We start from the raw sequence: 14370 nt of genomic DNA, 5'->3' as shown, positions 1-14370 counted from the left end.
CAAATCCCTACTTCCCCGCGGCGACGGTGTCGCCACCCTGGTTCCAGGAGTGGGTCCCGCGACGGGTGTCGAACGGTTTCGTCGTCGTCGCGAAGGCCGGCTCGCCGATCGTGGTGAGCGCCTGCGGCGTCGACTGACCGGCCTTCTTGGCCGCCAGGAACTGGTCGAACTTCTCCGGCGTCACAACCACCAGCTCGAAGTTCATGAACGCGTGGTAGGTGCCGCACAGCTCGGCGCACCGGCCGACGTAGTGACCGGTCTTGTCGAGGGTGACCTCGAAGACGTTGCGCACGTTGCCCGGCATGACGTCGCGCTTGAACAGCAGCTCCGGCACCCAGAACGAGTGGATGACGTCCTTGCTGGTCTCCTCGAAGCGGATCTTCTTGCCGACCGGCAGGACCAGCGACGGGATGACGTCCGACGAGCCGATCGTCGACGCGACGGTGTTCGCGTCCTCGCCCATGCCGTCCCGGTACTCGAACTCCCAGTTCCACTTGAACGCGGTGATCTGGACGATCTGGTCCGGGTTCTTCGACACCTTGTCCACGTCGGTCTGCACGATCGCGGTGTAGTAGAAGAGCACCGCGACGATCAGCACCGGGGTGACCGTGTAGAGGACCTCCATCGGCATGTTGAACCGGGTCTGCACGGGCAGCTCGTCGCCGCGCTTGCGGTACCGGATCACGCACCAGAAGATCAGGCCCCAGACGCCGATGCCGACGACCAGCGCCGCGATCGTCGAGGCGATCCACAGGTCGTACATCTTGTGCGCCTGCAGGCTGATGCCCGGACCCGGCCATCCGAAGTGGCCGAACTTGCTCCCGACGTCCTCCACCGAGCACCCCGCGAGCAGCGCCAGCAGCGTCGCGCCGCCGAGACCCAGCCCGGCCGCCCGGCCAAGTGCCCGCGGCCTTGTGGCCGAACTCCTTGCGCCCACCTGCTTCTGCCTCCTTAGCAGCGCCGCCCCGCCCGAAATCGGACACCGGGCGGCAAGGCTCACCGACGGTCGCACACTACTCGACCAGGACCGGGCCGCCCGTCACCGGGGGGCGTTCGCCCGCCTCCGAAAAATCTCCAGACAACCGGACGATACCGTTCCCCTTGTGGATTACACAGGCGATCCGCCCGTCTACCTGGACGCTGCCAGCGCGGCGCCGCTGCACCCGGTGGCCCGGGAGGCGTTGCTCGCGGCACTCGCCGACGGCTGGGCCGACCCGGCCCGCCTCTACGCGGCGGGCCGGCGGGCCCAGCAGCTGCAGGAGGCGGCGTCCGCCGCGGTCGCGGAGCTGTTGGGGGTACGCCCGGACGAGCTCTCCTTCTGGCCCTCCGGCACCGCCGCGGCGCAGGCCGCGGTGCTCGGCGGCCTGGCCGGGCGCCGGCGTGCCGGGTCGGTCCTGGTCCACTCGGCGATCGAGCACTCCACTGTGCTGCACGCCGCCGGGACAGCCGAGGCCCGTGAGGTGCGAGTGGACCGGCTCGGCCGGCTCGACCTGGCTGCCTGGGCGACCGCGGTGGCCGCTCCCGGGGTGGCCCTGGCCAGCCTGATCAGCGCCAGCCACGAGGTGGGCACGATTCAGCCGGTGGCCGCCGCCGCGGAATACTGCGCCGCCTCCGGGGTACCCCTGTTCGTCGACGCCGCTCCGTCGATCGGCCGCACCCCGGTGCCGCCGGGCTGGTCGCTGCTCAGCGCCAGCGCGCACAAGTGGGGTGGCCCGCCGGGCGTCGGCGTGCTGGTGGTCCGCAAAGGAGTGCGATGGATCTCACCGGCCCCACAGGATGATCTTTATCGCCCCCGGCCGCCGGGGGCCGCCGATCTGCCGGCGATCGTGGCCGCGGCGGCGAGCCTGCGCGCGGTGACGGCCGAGGCGCGGGCCGAGGCGGTACGCCTGAGCGCCCTGGTGGACCGGATCCGGGATCGGGTGGCCGCCACCGTGCCGGACGTGGAGATCGTCGGCGACCCGGTCGAGCGGCTCCCGCACCTGGTCACCTTCAGCTGTCTCTACGTGGACGGCGAGGCGCTGCTGCACGCCCTGGACCGGCGCGGGTTCGCCGTCTCGTCGGGTTCCTCGTGCACCTCGTCGACGCTGCGGCCGAGTCACGTGCTGGAGGCGATGGGTGTGCTCAGCCACGGCAACGTGCGGGTGTCGCTGCACCGCGGGATCACCGAGGCGGACGTCGAGCGCTTCCTGGCGGTGCTGCCGGAGATCGTGGCGGACCTGCGGACGGAGGCCGGACTCTGATCACGCTCGACTGCCGGGGACAGAAGTGCCCGCTGCCGATCATCAAGCTGGCCAAGGCCATGCCCGGGGTGGCGATCGGCGAGATCGTCCGGGTGCTGGCCGACGACCCGGCCGCGGCCAACGACATTCCCGCCTGGTGCCGCCTGAAGGGGCAGGAGTTCGTCGCCGGCCACGGCCAGCGGTTCGACGTGCGCCGGGTCATCTGAGGTACGACACGACCTGCGGGACCGGGTCCTTGGCCAGGTGGGTGTCGACGACCAGGCGGGGACCGAGGTACGGCTCGTACTCCGACTGGCGTTCCAGGACGCGCACCCAGTCCGGGACGCCGTCGTGGTCGCGGGCGGCGTACCGGGACTCGACGCGGCGGCGGTGCTCCGCGTCGTCGCCGCAGAGCACCTCGACCACGCGCAGCGGCACCGCCATCCGCTCGGCCAGGTCGACCCAGAGGTCCCGGGCCGCCTTGACCGGGCTCACCGCGTCGATGATCACGTGGTGGCCGATCCTGAGTTGCTCCTCGGCCAGGGCGGCGACCACGCCGTAGGCCGCGTAGCCGGGGCGGGACTCGTGCACCGCGTAACGCTGCAGGGCGAAGTCGACGGTGTCGACGGCGAGCACCGCCGCGGGCAGCTCGGTGGCGACCGCGGCGGCGAGTGTGCTCTTGCCGACTCCGGGCAGCCCGGCGAAGACCGCGAGGACCATCAGGCCGGCAGGTGGGCGGTGATCTCGGCAGCCGCGTGCTCGCCGTACGCCGCGGTGAACCGCTTGACGAACTCGGCGGGCTTGATGTCGTACTCCTGGGTGCCGACGGTCTCCAGCACCAGCGCCGCCACCAGCGAGCCGACCTGGGCGGCCCGCTCCAGCCCGAGACCCCAGGAGATGCCGGAGAAGAAGCCGGCCCGGAAGCCGTCGCCGACACCCGTCGGGTCCTCGCCGAGCACGTCCGGGACGACCGGCACGTGGATCCGCTCCAGGCCCTTACCGGTGATCTCCACGCCGTCCTTGCCGAGCGTGGTGACCCGGATCCGCACCTCGTCGAGGACCTGGTCGCCGGAGAGGCCGGACTTGGTCTCCAGCAGGGAGCGCTCGTAGTCGTTGGTGAGCAGGTACTCCGCGCCGCGGATCAGGCTCAGCACGTCCGAGCCGTCCATCCGGGCGAGCTGCTGCGACGGGTCGGCGGCGAACTTGTAGCCACGGGTGCGGCACTCCTGCGAGTGCCGGATCATCGCGGCCGGGTCGTTCGCGCTGATCAGCACCAGGTCGATGCCGCCGAGGCGGTCGACGACCGGGGCCAGCTCGATGTTGCGCGCCTCGGCCATCGCGCCGGCGTAGAACGAGGCGATCTGGTTCAGGTCGTCGTCGGTGGTGCAGACGAACCGGGCGGTGTGCGCCACGTCGCTGACGTGCACCGAGTCACAGTCCACCCCGTGCCGCTCCAGCCACGACCGGTAGTCGGCGAAGTCGGCCCCGACCGCGCCCAGCAGGATCGGCCGCAGGCCCAGCTTGCCCATCCCGAACGCGATGTTCGGCGCGACGCCGCCGCGGCGCACGACCAGGTCGTCGACGAGGAACGAGAGCGACACCTTGTGCAGCTGGTCGGCGATGAGCTGGTCGGCGAACCGGCCCGGGAAATGCATCAGATGGTCGGTGGCGATCGAGCCGGTGACGGCGATCTTCATGGCGGCCCTCAAGGTCGGGGATACAGGGTCGTTACGGCTAGAGACTACCGGTGGTCACACAGAACAGGCCGTCCCGTGAACGGGACGGCCTGTCCGGAGTCTGCTCGCAGCGAAAACGATCAGTGGAACGAGTCACCGCAGGCGCAGGAGTTCTGCGCGTTCGGGTTGTCGATGGTGAAGCCCTGCGCGTCGATCCGGTCCGCGAAGTCGATGGTGGCGCCCGCCAGGTAAGGCGCGGACATCCGGTCCACCACGACCTCGACGCCGCCGAAGTCGTTGACGACGTCGCCGTCGAGCGAACGCTCGTCGAAGAAGAGCTGGTAGCGCAGGCCGGAGCAGCCACCGGGCTGTACGGCGATGCGCAGGCGCAGGTCGTCGCGCCCTTCCTGCTCGATCAGGGCCTTGACCTTCACAGCCGCGACGTCGGTCAGGATGACGCCGGTCGGGGCGCTCGCCTCGGTCGACTCGGTGTGCGCTTCAGTGGTCACTAGGATCTCCCTGCCAGGTTCAACGCGATTGAGCCTGGGTTTTCCGCCACGGGTAAACCCAGTCATGTGCCGTACCAGCCAACGCTAACTCCAATCCCGGAGATTCCCAATCCGGGTCGGACGCAGATCACCTCGACCACTGGCGCGACAGGCGCTCACTGAGTTCTCGCAGGCCGCGGGCGGGTTCGGCCATCGCTTTCTCGACCGAACCGAAATGTTCGACAAGGGTGTGCGTCTCGGTCACGCCGGCCGCCGACGCCTCCCGGTGCCCGGTCTCGTTGCGCCCGGCCAGCACCACGCACGGCAGGCCCCGGTCGCGGGCGCCGCCGGCGATCCCGGCCACCACCTTGCCGCGCAGCGACTGGTGGTCGAAACTGCCCTCGCCGGTGATCACCAGATCCGCCGCGTCCAGCTCCCGGTCCAGCCCGATCAGGTCGCTGACCAGGCCGATCCCGGAGGTCACCCGGGCACCGAGGGCGATCAGCGCGGCCCCCAGACCGCCGGCCGCGCCGGCTCCCGGCCGGGCCGCCAGGTCGTCCACCCCGAAGGCCTTCTCCAGTACGCCGGCGAAGTGCTCCAGGGCGGCGTCGAGCCGGAGCACGTCCTCCCGGCCGGCGCCCTTCTGCGGGCCGAAGACGCTGCTGGCCCCGTGCAGGCCGGTCAGCGGGTTGTCCACGTCGGTAGCGGCGACCAGGGCCACCTGGCGCAGTTGCGGGACGCCGGCCAGGGCGGTGGCGGTGATCAGCGGGGCGCCGCCGTAGGGCAGCGCGTAACCGGCCACGTCGACCGGGCCGGCACCGAGCGCGGCCAGCATGCCGGCTCCGGCGTCGTTGACCGCGGAGCCGCCGAGGCCGATCACCACCTGGGTGGCGCCGGTCTCCACCGCGGCGGCGAGGAGCAGGCCCAGGCCGTACGAAGAAGTCTTGTTGGGGTCCCGCTCCGGCGCGGTCAGCAAGTGCAGGCCGCAGGCCTGGGCGCTCTCGATGTAGGCGATGCCGTTCGCGTAGAGGATCTCGCCGGAGGCCGGCCGGCCCAGCGGGTCGACGGTGCGCACCGGGATCCGCTGCCCGTTCAGCGCGGTGGCCAGCACCTCGACGAAGCCGGGCCCGCCGTCGGCGATCGGGCGCCGCACCAGCTCGTCGGAGGGGACGGCCCAGCCGTCGGCGACCGCCTGGGCGACCTCGGGGGCGGAAAGGGTGCCGGCGAACTTGTCCGGACAGATCAGTACGCGCACCCCAGGAGTGTGGCAGGCCACCTCGGCGCCCGCAGCTACCGTCCCACGCCCTGTGCAACCATGTTTGGCGTGACGTCGACCTGGACCGAACCCGGAAACACCCCTGTCGCGCTGCTGCTTCTCGGCAAGGGCAGCGACCCGGCCAGCGAGCGGGGCGTGGACTGCCCCGGCGACCTGCCGGCTCCCAGCGACCCCGACCTGGTCGCCCGCGCCACGGCGGCCAAGGCCGCGCTCGGTGACCGGGTGTTCGTGCTGGGGCACCACTACCAGCGTGACGAGGTGATCCAGTTCGCCGATGTCACCGGCGACTCGTTCAAGCTGGCCCAGCAGGCCGCGGCCCGGCCGGAGGCGGAGTTCATCGTCTTCTGCGGCGTGCACTTCATGGCCGAGAGCGCTGACATCCTGACCAAACCGGAGCAGCAAGTCATCCTTCCGGACCTCGCGGCCGGCTGTTCGATGGCCGACATGGCGGTGCTCGGCCAGGTCGAGACGGCCTGGGAGCACTTCCAGGATCTCGGCATCGCCGGCGACATCGTCCCGGTGACGTACATGAACTCGTCGGCCGACATCAAGGGCTTCGTCGGCCGCAACAAGGGTGTGGTGTGCACCTCGTCGAACGCCAAGCGCGCCCTGACCTGGTCGTTCGAACAGGGTTCGAAGGTGTTCTTCCTGCCCGACCAGCACCTGGGCCGCAACACCGCGGTGCTGGAGATGGGCTTCGACCTGGACGACTGTGTCCTCTACGACCCGCACAAGCCGCACGGCGGCCTGACCGACGAGCAGCTGCGGGACGCGCGGATGATCCTCTGGCGCGGGCACTGCTCGGTGCACGGCCGCTTCACCCTGGACAGCGTCCGCGACGTCCGCGAGCGGGTCCCCGGGGTGAACGTGCTGGTCCACCCGGAGTGCCGGCACGAGGTGGTGCGCGCCGCCGACTACGTCGGTTCGACCGAGTACATCATCAAGGCGCTGGACGCCGCGCCCGCCGGTTCGGCCTGGGCGATCGGTACCGAGCTCAACCTGGTGCGCCGGCTGGCCCTGGCCCACCCGGACAAGCAGATCATGTTCCTCGACCGGACGGTCTGCTACTGCTCCACCATGAACCGGATCGACCTCCCCCACCTGGTCTGGGCGCTGGAGGAGCTGGTCGCCGGCCGGGTGCCGAACGTGATCACGGTCGACGAGAAGACAGCGCACGAGGCGCGCGTCGCGCTCGACCAGATGCTCGCCCTTCCGTAACGCTGTGTAGCCGGGAGATTTCACCTCGGAGGGTGATTGCCCGGCTACTACGTTTTCTCGGCCGCGCTACGACTGGCGTACTTGTCACTCAGCGCTATGCTTCCCCGGTTGCAGAATCGGGTACCCCCGCCCGAGTTGCCTGCCCCTCGATCACCGGGCGCTACACGCCCGCCGGCTGGAGGTTACGTTGACCGACGATGTCCTGATCGTGCACGGCGGTACGCCGCTGCAAGGACAGATCCGGGTCCGTGGCGCCAAGAACCTGGTCTCCAAGGCGATGGTCGCCGCCCTGCTGGGCGAGTCACCGAGCCGCCTGTTCGACGTGCCGCGGATTCGCGACGTCGAGGTCGTCCGCGGCCTGCTCGGGCTCCACGGGGTCAAGGTGAGCGACGGCGCCGAGGACGGCGAGCTCGTCATGGACCCCACGAACGTGGAGAGCGCCAGCACCGACGAGATCAACGTGCACGCCGGCTCGAGCCGGATCCCGATCCTGCTCTGCGGCCCGCTGCTGCACCGGCTCGGCCACGCGTTCATCCCGGACCTGGGTGGCTGCCACATCGGGCCGCGCCCGATCGACTTCCACATCAAGGCGCTGCGCGAGTTCGGCGCGGTGGTCGACAAGACCCCCGAGGGCATGCACCTGAGCGCGCCGAACGGGTTGCACGGCGCCAAGCTGGAGCTGCCGTACCCGAGCGTCGGGGCCACCGAGCAGGTGCTGCTCACCGCGGTGCGCGCGGAGGGCGTCACCGAGCTGCGCAACGCCGCGATCGAGCCGGAGATCATCGACCTGATCTGCGTCCTGCAGAAGATGGGCGCGATCATCACGGTGCACACCGACCGGGTCATCGAGATCCAGGGCGTGCCGAAACTCTACGGCTACGAGCACAAGCCGATCCCGGACCGGATCGAGGCCGCCAGCTGGGCCGCCGCCGCGCTCGCCACCCGCGGCGAGATCGAGGTGATCGGCGCCCGCCAGGCCGACATGATGACGTTCCTGAACGTCTACCGGAACATCGGCGGCGAGCTGAAGATCACCGACGACCGGGTGGCCCGCGACGGCGTCACCGGCGCCGAGGGCGGCATCAAGTTCTGGCACCCGGGCGGCGAGCTCCGGGCCGTGGCGCTGGAGACCGACGTACACCCCGGCTTCATGACCGACTGGCAGCAGCCCCTGGTGGTCGCGCTGACCCAGGCGCGCGGCATCTCGATCATGCACGAGACGGTGTACGAGCAGCGGCTCGGCTACACCGAGGCGCTCAACACGATGGGTGCCACCATCCAGGTGTACCGGGACTGCCTCGGCGGCACCCCGTGCCGGTTCGGCCGCCGCAACTTCATGCACTCCGCGGTGATCGCCGGCCCGTCCAAGCTGCACGCGGCCGACCTGGTCATCCCGGACCTGCGGGCCGGCTTCGCGCACCTGATCGCGGCGCTGGCCGCCGAGGGCACCTCGCGGGTCTACGGCGTCAACCTGATCAAGCGGGGCTACGAGGACTTCGAGGCCAAGCTGGCCGCCCTCGGTGCCCACGTCGAGCGTCCCTGAGCTGCGGTTTCGTCTCGATCAACGGCGCGGTGTGTCACGCACCGCGCCGTTTGGCTACGCTCGTGGCGTGTCCCCGCTGTTTCGCCGCAAGCCAGCCGACCTCGTCGAAGACGCCACTTCCTCGGTGACCGAGCAGGAGGCCGCCGAGAACCGCCGCAAGAACTACACGCCCAGCAAGAAAGAGCTGGGTGTGGTCACGCCGAAACGCGCGCCGCAGGGCCGCCGGGTGGAGGCCGCGCCCGCCGACCGCAAAGAGGCGATGAAGCAGCTGCGCGAGCGGCAGCGGCAGGAGCGCGCCGAGGCCGCCGAGGGCATGCGCCAGGGCGACGAGAAATTCCTGCTGGCCCGCGACCGCGGCCCGGAGCGCTCGCTGGTCCGTGACATCGTCGACTCGCGCCGCACGGTCGGCTCGTTCTTCATCGCCGGCGCCCTGATCGTGATGGTCGGCTCGCTGGTGAGGAACAACGCTGTCGCGCTGGCCAGCAACGCGCTGTGGGCCCTGCTCGCCCTGGCCGTCGCGGTGGACAGCGTGTTCATCGCCCGCCGCATCAAGCGACTGGTCAAGGAGCGCTTCCCGACCACGCAGCAGCGGATGGGCTCGCTCTACCTCTACGGCATCATGCGCGGCCTGACCTTCCGCCGGATGCGCGTCCCGAAACCCAAGGTCGACCTGGGCGCCACCATCTGAAAACCCATTTTCGGTACGACCTGAGCGTCACGCCGCGACCCGCGTTCCGGGGGTTGCGGACGTGGCGCTCTTTCGTCCACAGCGGCGGGTTGTCCACAGGGACACCACGCGGATCGACCCGTTCCCGCCACACTGTTCGTGGGGGCTCCCCCTTGGGAGGGCGGGCCTGGGAGCGCGGGCCGGCGAGCACGGAGCGCCCTCTCTGAGAGGGCAGACCTAGGAATGCAGAGCCTTCCCCGGGAGGCGCGAGCGACCCTGGAGCCCAGAACCTCCCCTGAGAGGGCGAACCTGCGAACGCGCGGAATCGCCTGCGGCGGCCCGGCCAACCGCCGATTACGGGAGGCCGGCCAGGCGTAGCAGGGCCGCGACCGTGGCGGCGGCAACGACTACCAGGACGAACGGGACCTTGCGCCAGGCCAGCAGCGCGCCGACGGCTACCCCGGCCGGGCGGGCCACGCCGGCGAACTCGGTGCCGGCCATCAGGGCCGCGGTGCCGGCGAGGGCGGCGAGCAGGGCGGCGGCGGCCATCGGGAGCAGGCGCTGCACGGCTGGGGAGAGTTCCAGGCGGTCGCGGAGGAGGACGCCACTGAGGCGCATCGCGTAGGTGCCCACGCCGAGGGCGATGACGGCGGCGATCAGCATCGGTTCTCCTCGGCGGGTTCGGTGAAGACGGTGGCCGGGACGACGGGACCAGCGGCTGGCCCATTCGCGCCGGCACCTGCAGACAGGTCGCGCACGACGGCGGCGGTCAAGTCGCTCGCGCCAGCACCTGCAGACAGGTCGCGCACGACGGCGGCGGTCGAGTCGTTCGCGGCGGGGTGGCGGCGGGACGGGAACAGCAGAACCAGCAGACCCAGGAGGGCGGCCAGCACCGGGAGGCCGGCCGGGAGCACCGGGGTGAGCAGGACGGCCAGGGCGGCGCCGGTGAGGGCGACCAGGCGCGTGTCCCGGTCGCGCAACGAGGGCAGGATCAGGGCGATCAGACCGGCCGGGAAGGCCGCGTCCAGGCCGAAGGCGTCCGGGTCGCCGGTGGCGCCGCCGAGGAGGACGCCCAGGAGTACGCCGACGTTCCAGGCGATGACCAGGGAGATCGCGACCAGCCAGTAGACCTTGCGGCGGGCGGCCGGGGTCCGCTCGGCGAGGGTGAAGGCGACCACCTCGTCGGTCATCAGGTGGCTGCCGATCAGGCGGTCCCGCCAGCGGGTGCCCAGGGTGTCCGCGACCGCCAGCCCGAACGGCAGGTGCCGGGCGTTGAGCAGCAGGCCGGCGAAGACCGCGGCGATCGGGTTGCCGGCCGCGAACAGGCCGACCGCCAGGAACTGCGCGCCCCCGGCGAAGACCACCACCGACATCAGCGGCGCCAGCCAGGCGGGCAGGCCGTACGCCATGGTGATCGCGCCGAACGAGGCGCCCACCGCGAGCGTCGCAGCGGCCAGTGCCGCCACGTCGCGAGGGCGGGCCTGCGTTCGATATACCGTACCCATGGTTCGTCATGCTGAACGAATGTGAAGCGTTCGTCAAACCGAACGACTCGACCGATGGAGCGAACACACATGGAGCAACCGGCGCCGCCGCTCGCCGTCATCGCCGCCGCCCTGCGCCGGGAACGGGACCGCGCCGGGATCTCCCTCGCCGAGCTGGCCCGGCGCGCGGGGCTGGCCAAGTCGACGTTGTCGCAGCTGGAGGCGGGCAGCGGGAACCCGAGCATCGAGACCCTGTGGGCGCTCGGGGTGGCGCTCGGGGTGCCGTTCAGCCGGCTGGTGGAGCCGGAGCCGACCAGGGTGCGGGTGATCCGGGCCGGCGAGGGGGCCACCCGGCTGCGTGCCGACCGGGCCGACTTCGTGGCGACGCTGCTGGCGACCGGGTCACCGCACGTACGGCGGGATCTCTATCTGATGGAACTGGAGCCGGGCGAGCCGCGCGAGGCGGAGGCGCACATCCCGGGCAGCGTCGAGCACATCGTGGTGGGCGCCGGCCGGATCCGGACCGGGCCGGTGGCGGAGCCGATCGAGGTCGGCGCGGGTGACTACGTGACGTTCCCGGGTGACGTCCCGCACCGCTACGAGGCGCTGGAGAAGTCCTGGGCGGTCCTGATCATGGAGCACCGCTGACCGGCTGGCACTCACGGTCCTCTCCGGACCGCTGACACCACCACCAGCACCAGCCCGCCACACCGCAACCCACCGGCTGGCACTCACGGCCCCCTCCCGACCCCTGACACCACCACCAGCACCAGCCCGCCGCACCGCAACCCACCGGCTGGCACTCACGGTCCCCTCCCGACCCCTGACACCACCACCAGCACCAGCCTGGGAGGCGGCGGGACCGATGGGGTGGGTCAGGCTTTGTAGAGGCGGGCCACCACGTCTTCGATGTCGGGCTCCACCACCGAGAGGTCGCGGATCGGGACGGCGGCCACCAGGCCGGCCACCGCGGCGCCGGCGGTTACGCCGTCCAGCGCGAAGGTCACCCGGTGCCGGTCCGCCTCGACGCCGACCAGTGTGGTCCCGGGCAGGACGAAGCCCTCCGGCAGCGGCGAGGAGAGGTCGGCGACCAGACTGCGCCGGGAGCCGTACCGGGCGTGCAGCGCCTCGATCGTGCCGTCGTGCACCACCCGGCCGTGGTCGATCACCACCAGCCGTTCGCAGAGCCGCTCGATGTCGGCCAGGTCGTGTGTGGTCAGCACCAGCGTGACGTCGCCGGACGCGCCCAGCTCGGCCAGGAACGAGCGGACCGCCTGCTTGCTGACCACGTCCAGGCCGATCGTCGGCTCGTCCAGGAACAGCACCCGCGGCCCGTGCAGCAGCGCCGCGGTCAGCTCGCCGCGCATCCGCTGACCCAGCGACAGCTGCCGGACCGGGGTGTCCAGGAAGTCGTCCAGGTCGAGCAGCTCACGGCAGCGGCGCAGCCAGGCCAGGTGCTCCGCGGCGGGCACCCGGTAGATGTGCCGGAGCAGGGTGAACGACTCGTGCAGCGGCAGGTCCCACCAGAGCTGGGAGCGCTGGCCGAAGACCACCCCGATGCCGAGCGCCAGCTTGGTGCGCTGCGGGACCGGGCGCAGGCCGCACACCTCCACCTCGCCGCCGGACGGGGAGAGCACGCCGGTCAGCATCTTCAGAGTGGTGGACTTACCGGCGCCGTTCGGGCCGATGTAGCCGACCATCTCGCCCGGCTCGATGGTGAGGGTCACCCCAGCGACCGCCGGCACGGTGCGTTTCTCGCGGCGGAACCGGCCGCGCTTCACGCGTACGTCGAAATCTTTTCGGAGGTCCTTGGTTCTGATCATGATCCGGTGCTCCTGTAGTGCCGGATGCCGGCCCGCCAGACGACGGTGGCGGCGCCGGCCGCGGCGAGCGCGACCAGCGGAGAGGCGAAGCCGGCCCAGGCCGGCAGACCCAGCGGGTCCGGGTGGCCGAGGAGGGCCAGGGCCGGCTGGTAGGCGATGAAGGCGAGACCCACGACGTACGCGAAGAGGGCGCGGAAGATCGGACCGTAGACCGTTATCGGGTACGAGGCGAAGTCCCGCCCGCCGTAGGTGAAGGCGCTGCCGAGCTGCCCCGAGTCCACCCACCAGAACGCCAGGGTCGCGCTGATCACGAAGATCGCGCCCATGAACACCGCACACGCCAGCGGCGCCAGGGCGAGCAGCGCCACCCGGGCCGGCGTCCAGTGGATCTCGTTCATCCCGACCGCGACGGTCAGCACGCCACACCCGAACACCACCCGCAGCAGCTTGCGGAGCGGCAGGTCCATCAGCAGCAGCTGGGGCAGCGCGGCGAGCGGCCGGACCAGCACCGCGTCCAGCGTCCCGGCCCGCACGTAGGTCTTGAGCTGATCGACGTTGCCGACCAGGAGGTCGGCGAGCGAGAACCCGGCGGACATGATGCCCGTCATCAGCAGCGCCTCGGGCAGGACGAAGCCGCCGATCTCGTCGGTGGCGCGGAACAGCACCAGCACGGTGAGCACGTCGAACACCGTGGCGCCGACGTTGCTGAGCAGCTCGAACAGGAACGACGTGCGGTAGGAGAACACCGACCGGGCCTGCGCGGCGGCCAGTGCGGCGTAGGCGCGCAGCTCACCCACCCTGCACCACCAGGCGCCGCTCGGCCCGCCTCTGCACCAGCGCGGCCAGCGCCAGCAGCGCGGTCGCCCAGCCGGCCTGCAGGACGATCAGGCCGGCCTGCATCGCCGGGCCGTCCCGCTCGGCGGCCACGTCCAGCGGTGTCTGCAGGATGCTGGGCAGCGGGGTACCCACCCACAGCGTCACCGCCAGCCAGTGCGGCAGCAGGCGCAGCGGGAAGTAGAGGCCGCCCAGCACCCCGGCCCCGAGCACCCACAGCATGATCGGCCCGCGCGCGTCCTGCAGCCAGTACGCGGTGGCGTTGACCAGGTAGCGGCAGCCGAAACTGACGATCACCGCGAGCAGCACCGAGACGAGGAACAGCGGCACCGTCTGCCAGCGCTCCGGCAGCCGCATCGGGAAGCACAGGGCCCCGACCACCACCGGCGGGATGAACCTGGTGAGCAGGCCGTGGCCGGCCCGGCCCAGGTCGGTGGCGAGGTAAGCGGTCACCGGGGCGACCGGACGTAACAGATCGGCCGCGACGTCACCGGTGCGGATCCGCTCGGCGAGCTCCGCCCAGCCCCACAACATCACCACGCTGAGTAGTCCCTGGCCGAACCAGACGTAGGTGACGAGCTGATCCGGCCGGTAACCGGCCGGCTGCCCGCCGGGAGCGCTCGCGGCCACCGCCAGCAGCACGTAACAGCGCATGTAGCCGAACACCACATTCGTGAACGTTCCGGCTATGGTGGCCTGACGATAGGTTGTGTACCGCCGGAAACCCGACCCGGCCAGTGCACCGAAAGTAGTGAGCCACCCCCGGAACGGCCCGGTCGTTGAGATCGTGAGCACGCTGGCGCCCTTCCCGGCCACGCCGCTAATCTCCTTCCCACACACCCGCAGTGGAGCCGGGAGACTGTACCCGGGTTCCCCGGTCGGCCACGGCTCGTTTTTTTCACACGTTGGAGTTCGCCGTGACGGAGCGTTGCCAATCGCCGGGCCTGGACGCCCGATGAACGGTTGGAGCTCCCGCCCGGGCGCGGACGGCTGGGACGACGAACCGGCGTGGGTGTACGAGATCACCTGGGAGTGGGAACCACTTCCCGGTCAGCGCTACCCCGGTGACCAGGGCCGCCGCAAGGCCGTGCACACCCCGGTCTACGAGGCGTCCCGCGGCTCGTCCGCGCCGGTCAGCTCGG

At 71.1% G+C, this 14370-nt stretch carries 16 protein-coding genes; 6 read left to right on the top strand and 10 right to left on the bottom strand.

Translation table 11 applies throughout. The annotated features are described in order from the left end of the window. Positions 1-7 precede the first annotated feature (7 nt). Complete coding sequence (gene ctaC / locus Actob_RS08065) at positions 8-937, bottom strand: aa3-type cytochrome oxidase subunit II (protein WP_284919435.1); 930 nt, start codon at positions 935-937, stop codon at positions 8-10. 166 nt (positions 938-1103) lie between these two features. Between ctaC and Actob_RS08060 the strand changes: the two genes are divergently transcribed. Together Actob_RS08060 and Actob_RS08055 are read left to right on the top strand one after the other, a co-directional pair. Beyond that, entirely contained in the window at positions 1104-2240 is a 1137-nt protein-coding gene (locus Actob_RS08060) for a cysteine desulfurase family protein (protein ID WP_284919434.1), read from the top strand. Further along, complete coding sequence (locus Actob_RS08055; RefSeq protein WP_284922263.1) at positions 2237-2446, top strand: sulfurtransferase TusA family protein; 210 nt, start codon at positions 2237-2239, stop codon at positions 2444-2446. The genes Actob_RS08060 and Actob_RS08055 overlap by 4 nt, the downstream gene beginning before the upstream one ends. Here Actob_RS08055 and Actob_RS08050 read toward each other — a convergent pair. The 4 genes from Actob_RS08050 to Actob_RS08035 all read right to left on the bottom strand — a co-directional run bounded on the left by Actob_RS08050 (position 2439) and on the right by Actob_RS08035 (position 5638). Next, entirely contained in the window at positions 2439-2939 is a 501-nt protein-coding gene (locus Actob_RS08050) for an AAA family ATPase (RefSeq protein ID WP_284919433.1), read from the bottom strand. The genes Actob_RS08055 and Actob_RS08050 overlap by 8 nt on opposite strands. Next, positions 2939-3916, bottom strand: coding sequence for a carbohydrate kinase family protein (locus tag Actob_RS08045; protein ID WP_284919432.1), 978 nt, complete (start codon positions 3914-3916; stop codon positions 2939-2941). Before Actob_RS08045 ends, Actob_RS08050 begins: the two co-directional genes overlap by 1 nt. A gap of 119 nt (positions 3917-4035) precedes the next feature. Further along, positions 4036-4404 carry an iron-sulfur cluster insertion protein ErpA gene (erpA, locus tag Actob_RS08040; protein ID WP_284919431.1) on the bottom strand — a complete coding sequence of 123 codons (369 nt, stop codon included), beginning with the start codon at positions 4402-4404 and terminating at the stop codon, positions 4036-4038. A gap of 127 nt (positions 4405-4531) precedes the next feature. Then, entirely contained in the window at positions 4532-5638 is a 1107-nt protein-coding gene (locus Actob_RS08035) for a glycerate kinase family protein (RefSeq protein ID WP_284919430.1), read from the bottom strand. Between the two features lie 69 nt (positions 5639-5707). Between Actob_RS08035 and nadA the strand changes: the two genes are divergently transcribed. The 3 genes from nadA to Actob_RS08020 all read left to right on the top strand — a co-directional run bounded on the left by nadA (position 5708) and on the right by Actob_RS08020 (position 9108). Then, entirely contained in the window at positions 5708-6877 is a 1170-nt protein-coding gene (gene nadA / locus Actob_RS08030) for a quinolinate synthase NadA (RefSeq protein WP_407653577.1), read from the top strand. A gap of 187 nt (positions 6878-7064) precedes the next feature. Further along, positions 7065-8420 carry a UDP-N-acetylglucosamine 1-carboxyvinyltransferase gene (gene murA, locus Actob_RS08025; RefSeq protein WP_328518422.1) on the top strand — a complete coding sequence of 452 codons (1356 nt, stop codon included), beginning with the start codon at positions 7065-7067 and terminating at the stop codon, positions 8418-8420. Positions 8421-8487: 67 nt separating this feature from the next. Further along, entirely contained in the window at positions 8488-9108 is a 621-nt protein-coding gene (locus tag Actob_RS08020) for a DUF3043 domain-containing protein (protein ID WP_284919428.1), read from the top strand. 333 nt (positions 9109-9441) lie between these two features. On the opposite strand, the gene Actob_RS08015 is transcribed toward Actob_RS08020, so the two are convergent. Then, a complete protein-coding gene (locus Actob_RS08015; RefSeq protein ID WP_284919427.1) occupies positions 9442-9750 on the bottom strand; it encodes an AzlD domain-containing protein in 309 nt (102 codons plus the stop codon). Next, a complete protein-coding gene (locus Actob_RS08010; protein WP_284919426.1) occupies positions 9744-10592 on the bottom strand; it encodes an AzlC family ABC transporter permease in 849 nt (282 codons plus the stop codon). The genes Actob_RS08015 and Actob_RS08010 overlap by 7 nt, the downstream gene beginning before the upstream one ends. Before the next feature lie 69 nt (positions 10593-10661). On the opposite strand from Actob_RS08010, the gene Actob_RS08005 reads away from it, so the two are divergent. Continuing rightward, the gene (locus Actob_RS08005; protein WP_284919425.1) at positions 10662-11219 is read left to right on the top strand and encodes a helix-turn-helix domain-containing protein; all 558 of its coding nucleotides are present in this window, start codon (positions 10662-10664) and stop codon (positions 11217-11219) included. Between the two features lie 227 nt (positions 11220-11446). Here Actob_RS08005 and Actob_RS08000 read toward each other — a convergent pair whose 3' ends face one another. The 3 genes from Actob_RS08000 to Actob_RS07990 are packed head-to-tail and all read right to left on the bottom strand — an operon-like array spanning position 11447 to position 13897. Beyond that, complete coding sequence (locus tag Actob_RS08000) at positions 11447-12394, bottom strand: ABC transporter ATP-binding protein (RefSeq protein WP_284919424.1); 948 nt, start codon at positions 12392-12394, stop codon at positions 11447-11449. Then, positions 12391-13191 carry an ABC transporter permease gene (locus Actob_RS07995; RefSeq protein ID WP_284919423.1) on the bottom strand — a complete coding sequence of 267 codons (801 nt, stop codon included), beginning with the start codon at positions 13189-13191 and terminating at the stop codon, positions 12391-12393. Before Actob_RS07995 ends, Actob_RS08000 begins: the two co-directional genes overlap by 4 nt. After that, complete coding sequence (locus Actob_RS07990; protein ID WP_284919422.1) at positions 13184-13897, bottom strand: ABC transporter permease; 714 nt, start codon at positions 13895-13897, stop codon at positions 13184-13186. Before Actob_RS07990 ends, Actob_RS07995 begins: the two co-directional genes overlap by 8 nt. Positions 13898-14370: the final 473 nt, after the last annotated feature.

The organism is Actinoplanes oblitus, from assembly GCF_030252345.1.
GTDB classification, from domain to species: Bacteria; Actinomycetota; Actinomycetes; order Mycobacteriales; family Micromonosporaceae; genus Actinoplanes; species Actinoplanes oblitus.
The sequence above is the reverse complement of the archived record's forward strand: the minus strand, read 5'-3'. Positions and strand labels throughout refer to the sequence as shown.

What these genes read in the sequence shown, in the direction of transcription:
- Actob_RS08005 (WP_284919425.1), top strand. Translation starts at nt 10,662, where the DNA reads ATGGAGCAACCGGCGCCGCCGCTCGCCGTCATCGCCGCCGCCCTGCGC.
- Actob_RS08010 (WP_284919426.1), bottom strand. Translation starts at nt 10,592, where the DNA reads ATGGGTACGGTATATCGAACGCAGGCCCGCCCTCGCGACGTGGCGGCA.
- Actob_RS08000 (WP_284919424.1), bottom strand. Translation starts at nt 12,394, where the DNA reads ATGATCAGAACCAAGGACCTCCGAAAAGATTTCGACGTACGCGTGAAG.
- Actob_RS08045 (WP_284919432.1), bottom strand. Translation starts at nt 3,916, where the DNA reads ATGAAGATCGCCGTCACCGGCTCGATCGCCACCGACCATCTGATGCAT.
- Actob_RS08050 (WP_284919433.1), bottom strand. Translation starts at nt 2,939, where the DNA reads ATGGTCCTCGCGGTCTTCGCCGGGCTGCCCGGAGTCGGCAAGAGCACA.
- Actob_RS08015 (WP_284919427.1), bottom strand. Translation starts at nt 9,750, where the DNA reads ATGCTGATCGCCGCCGTCATCGCCCTCGGCGTGGGCACCTACGCGATG.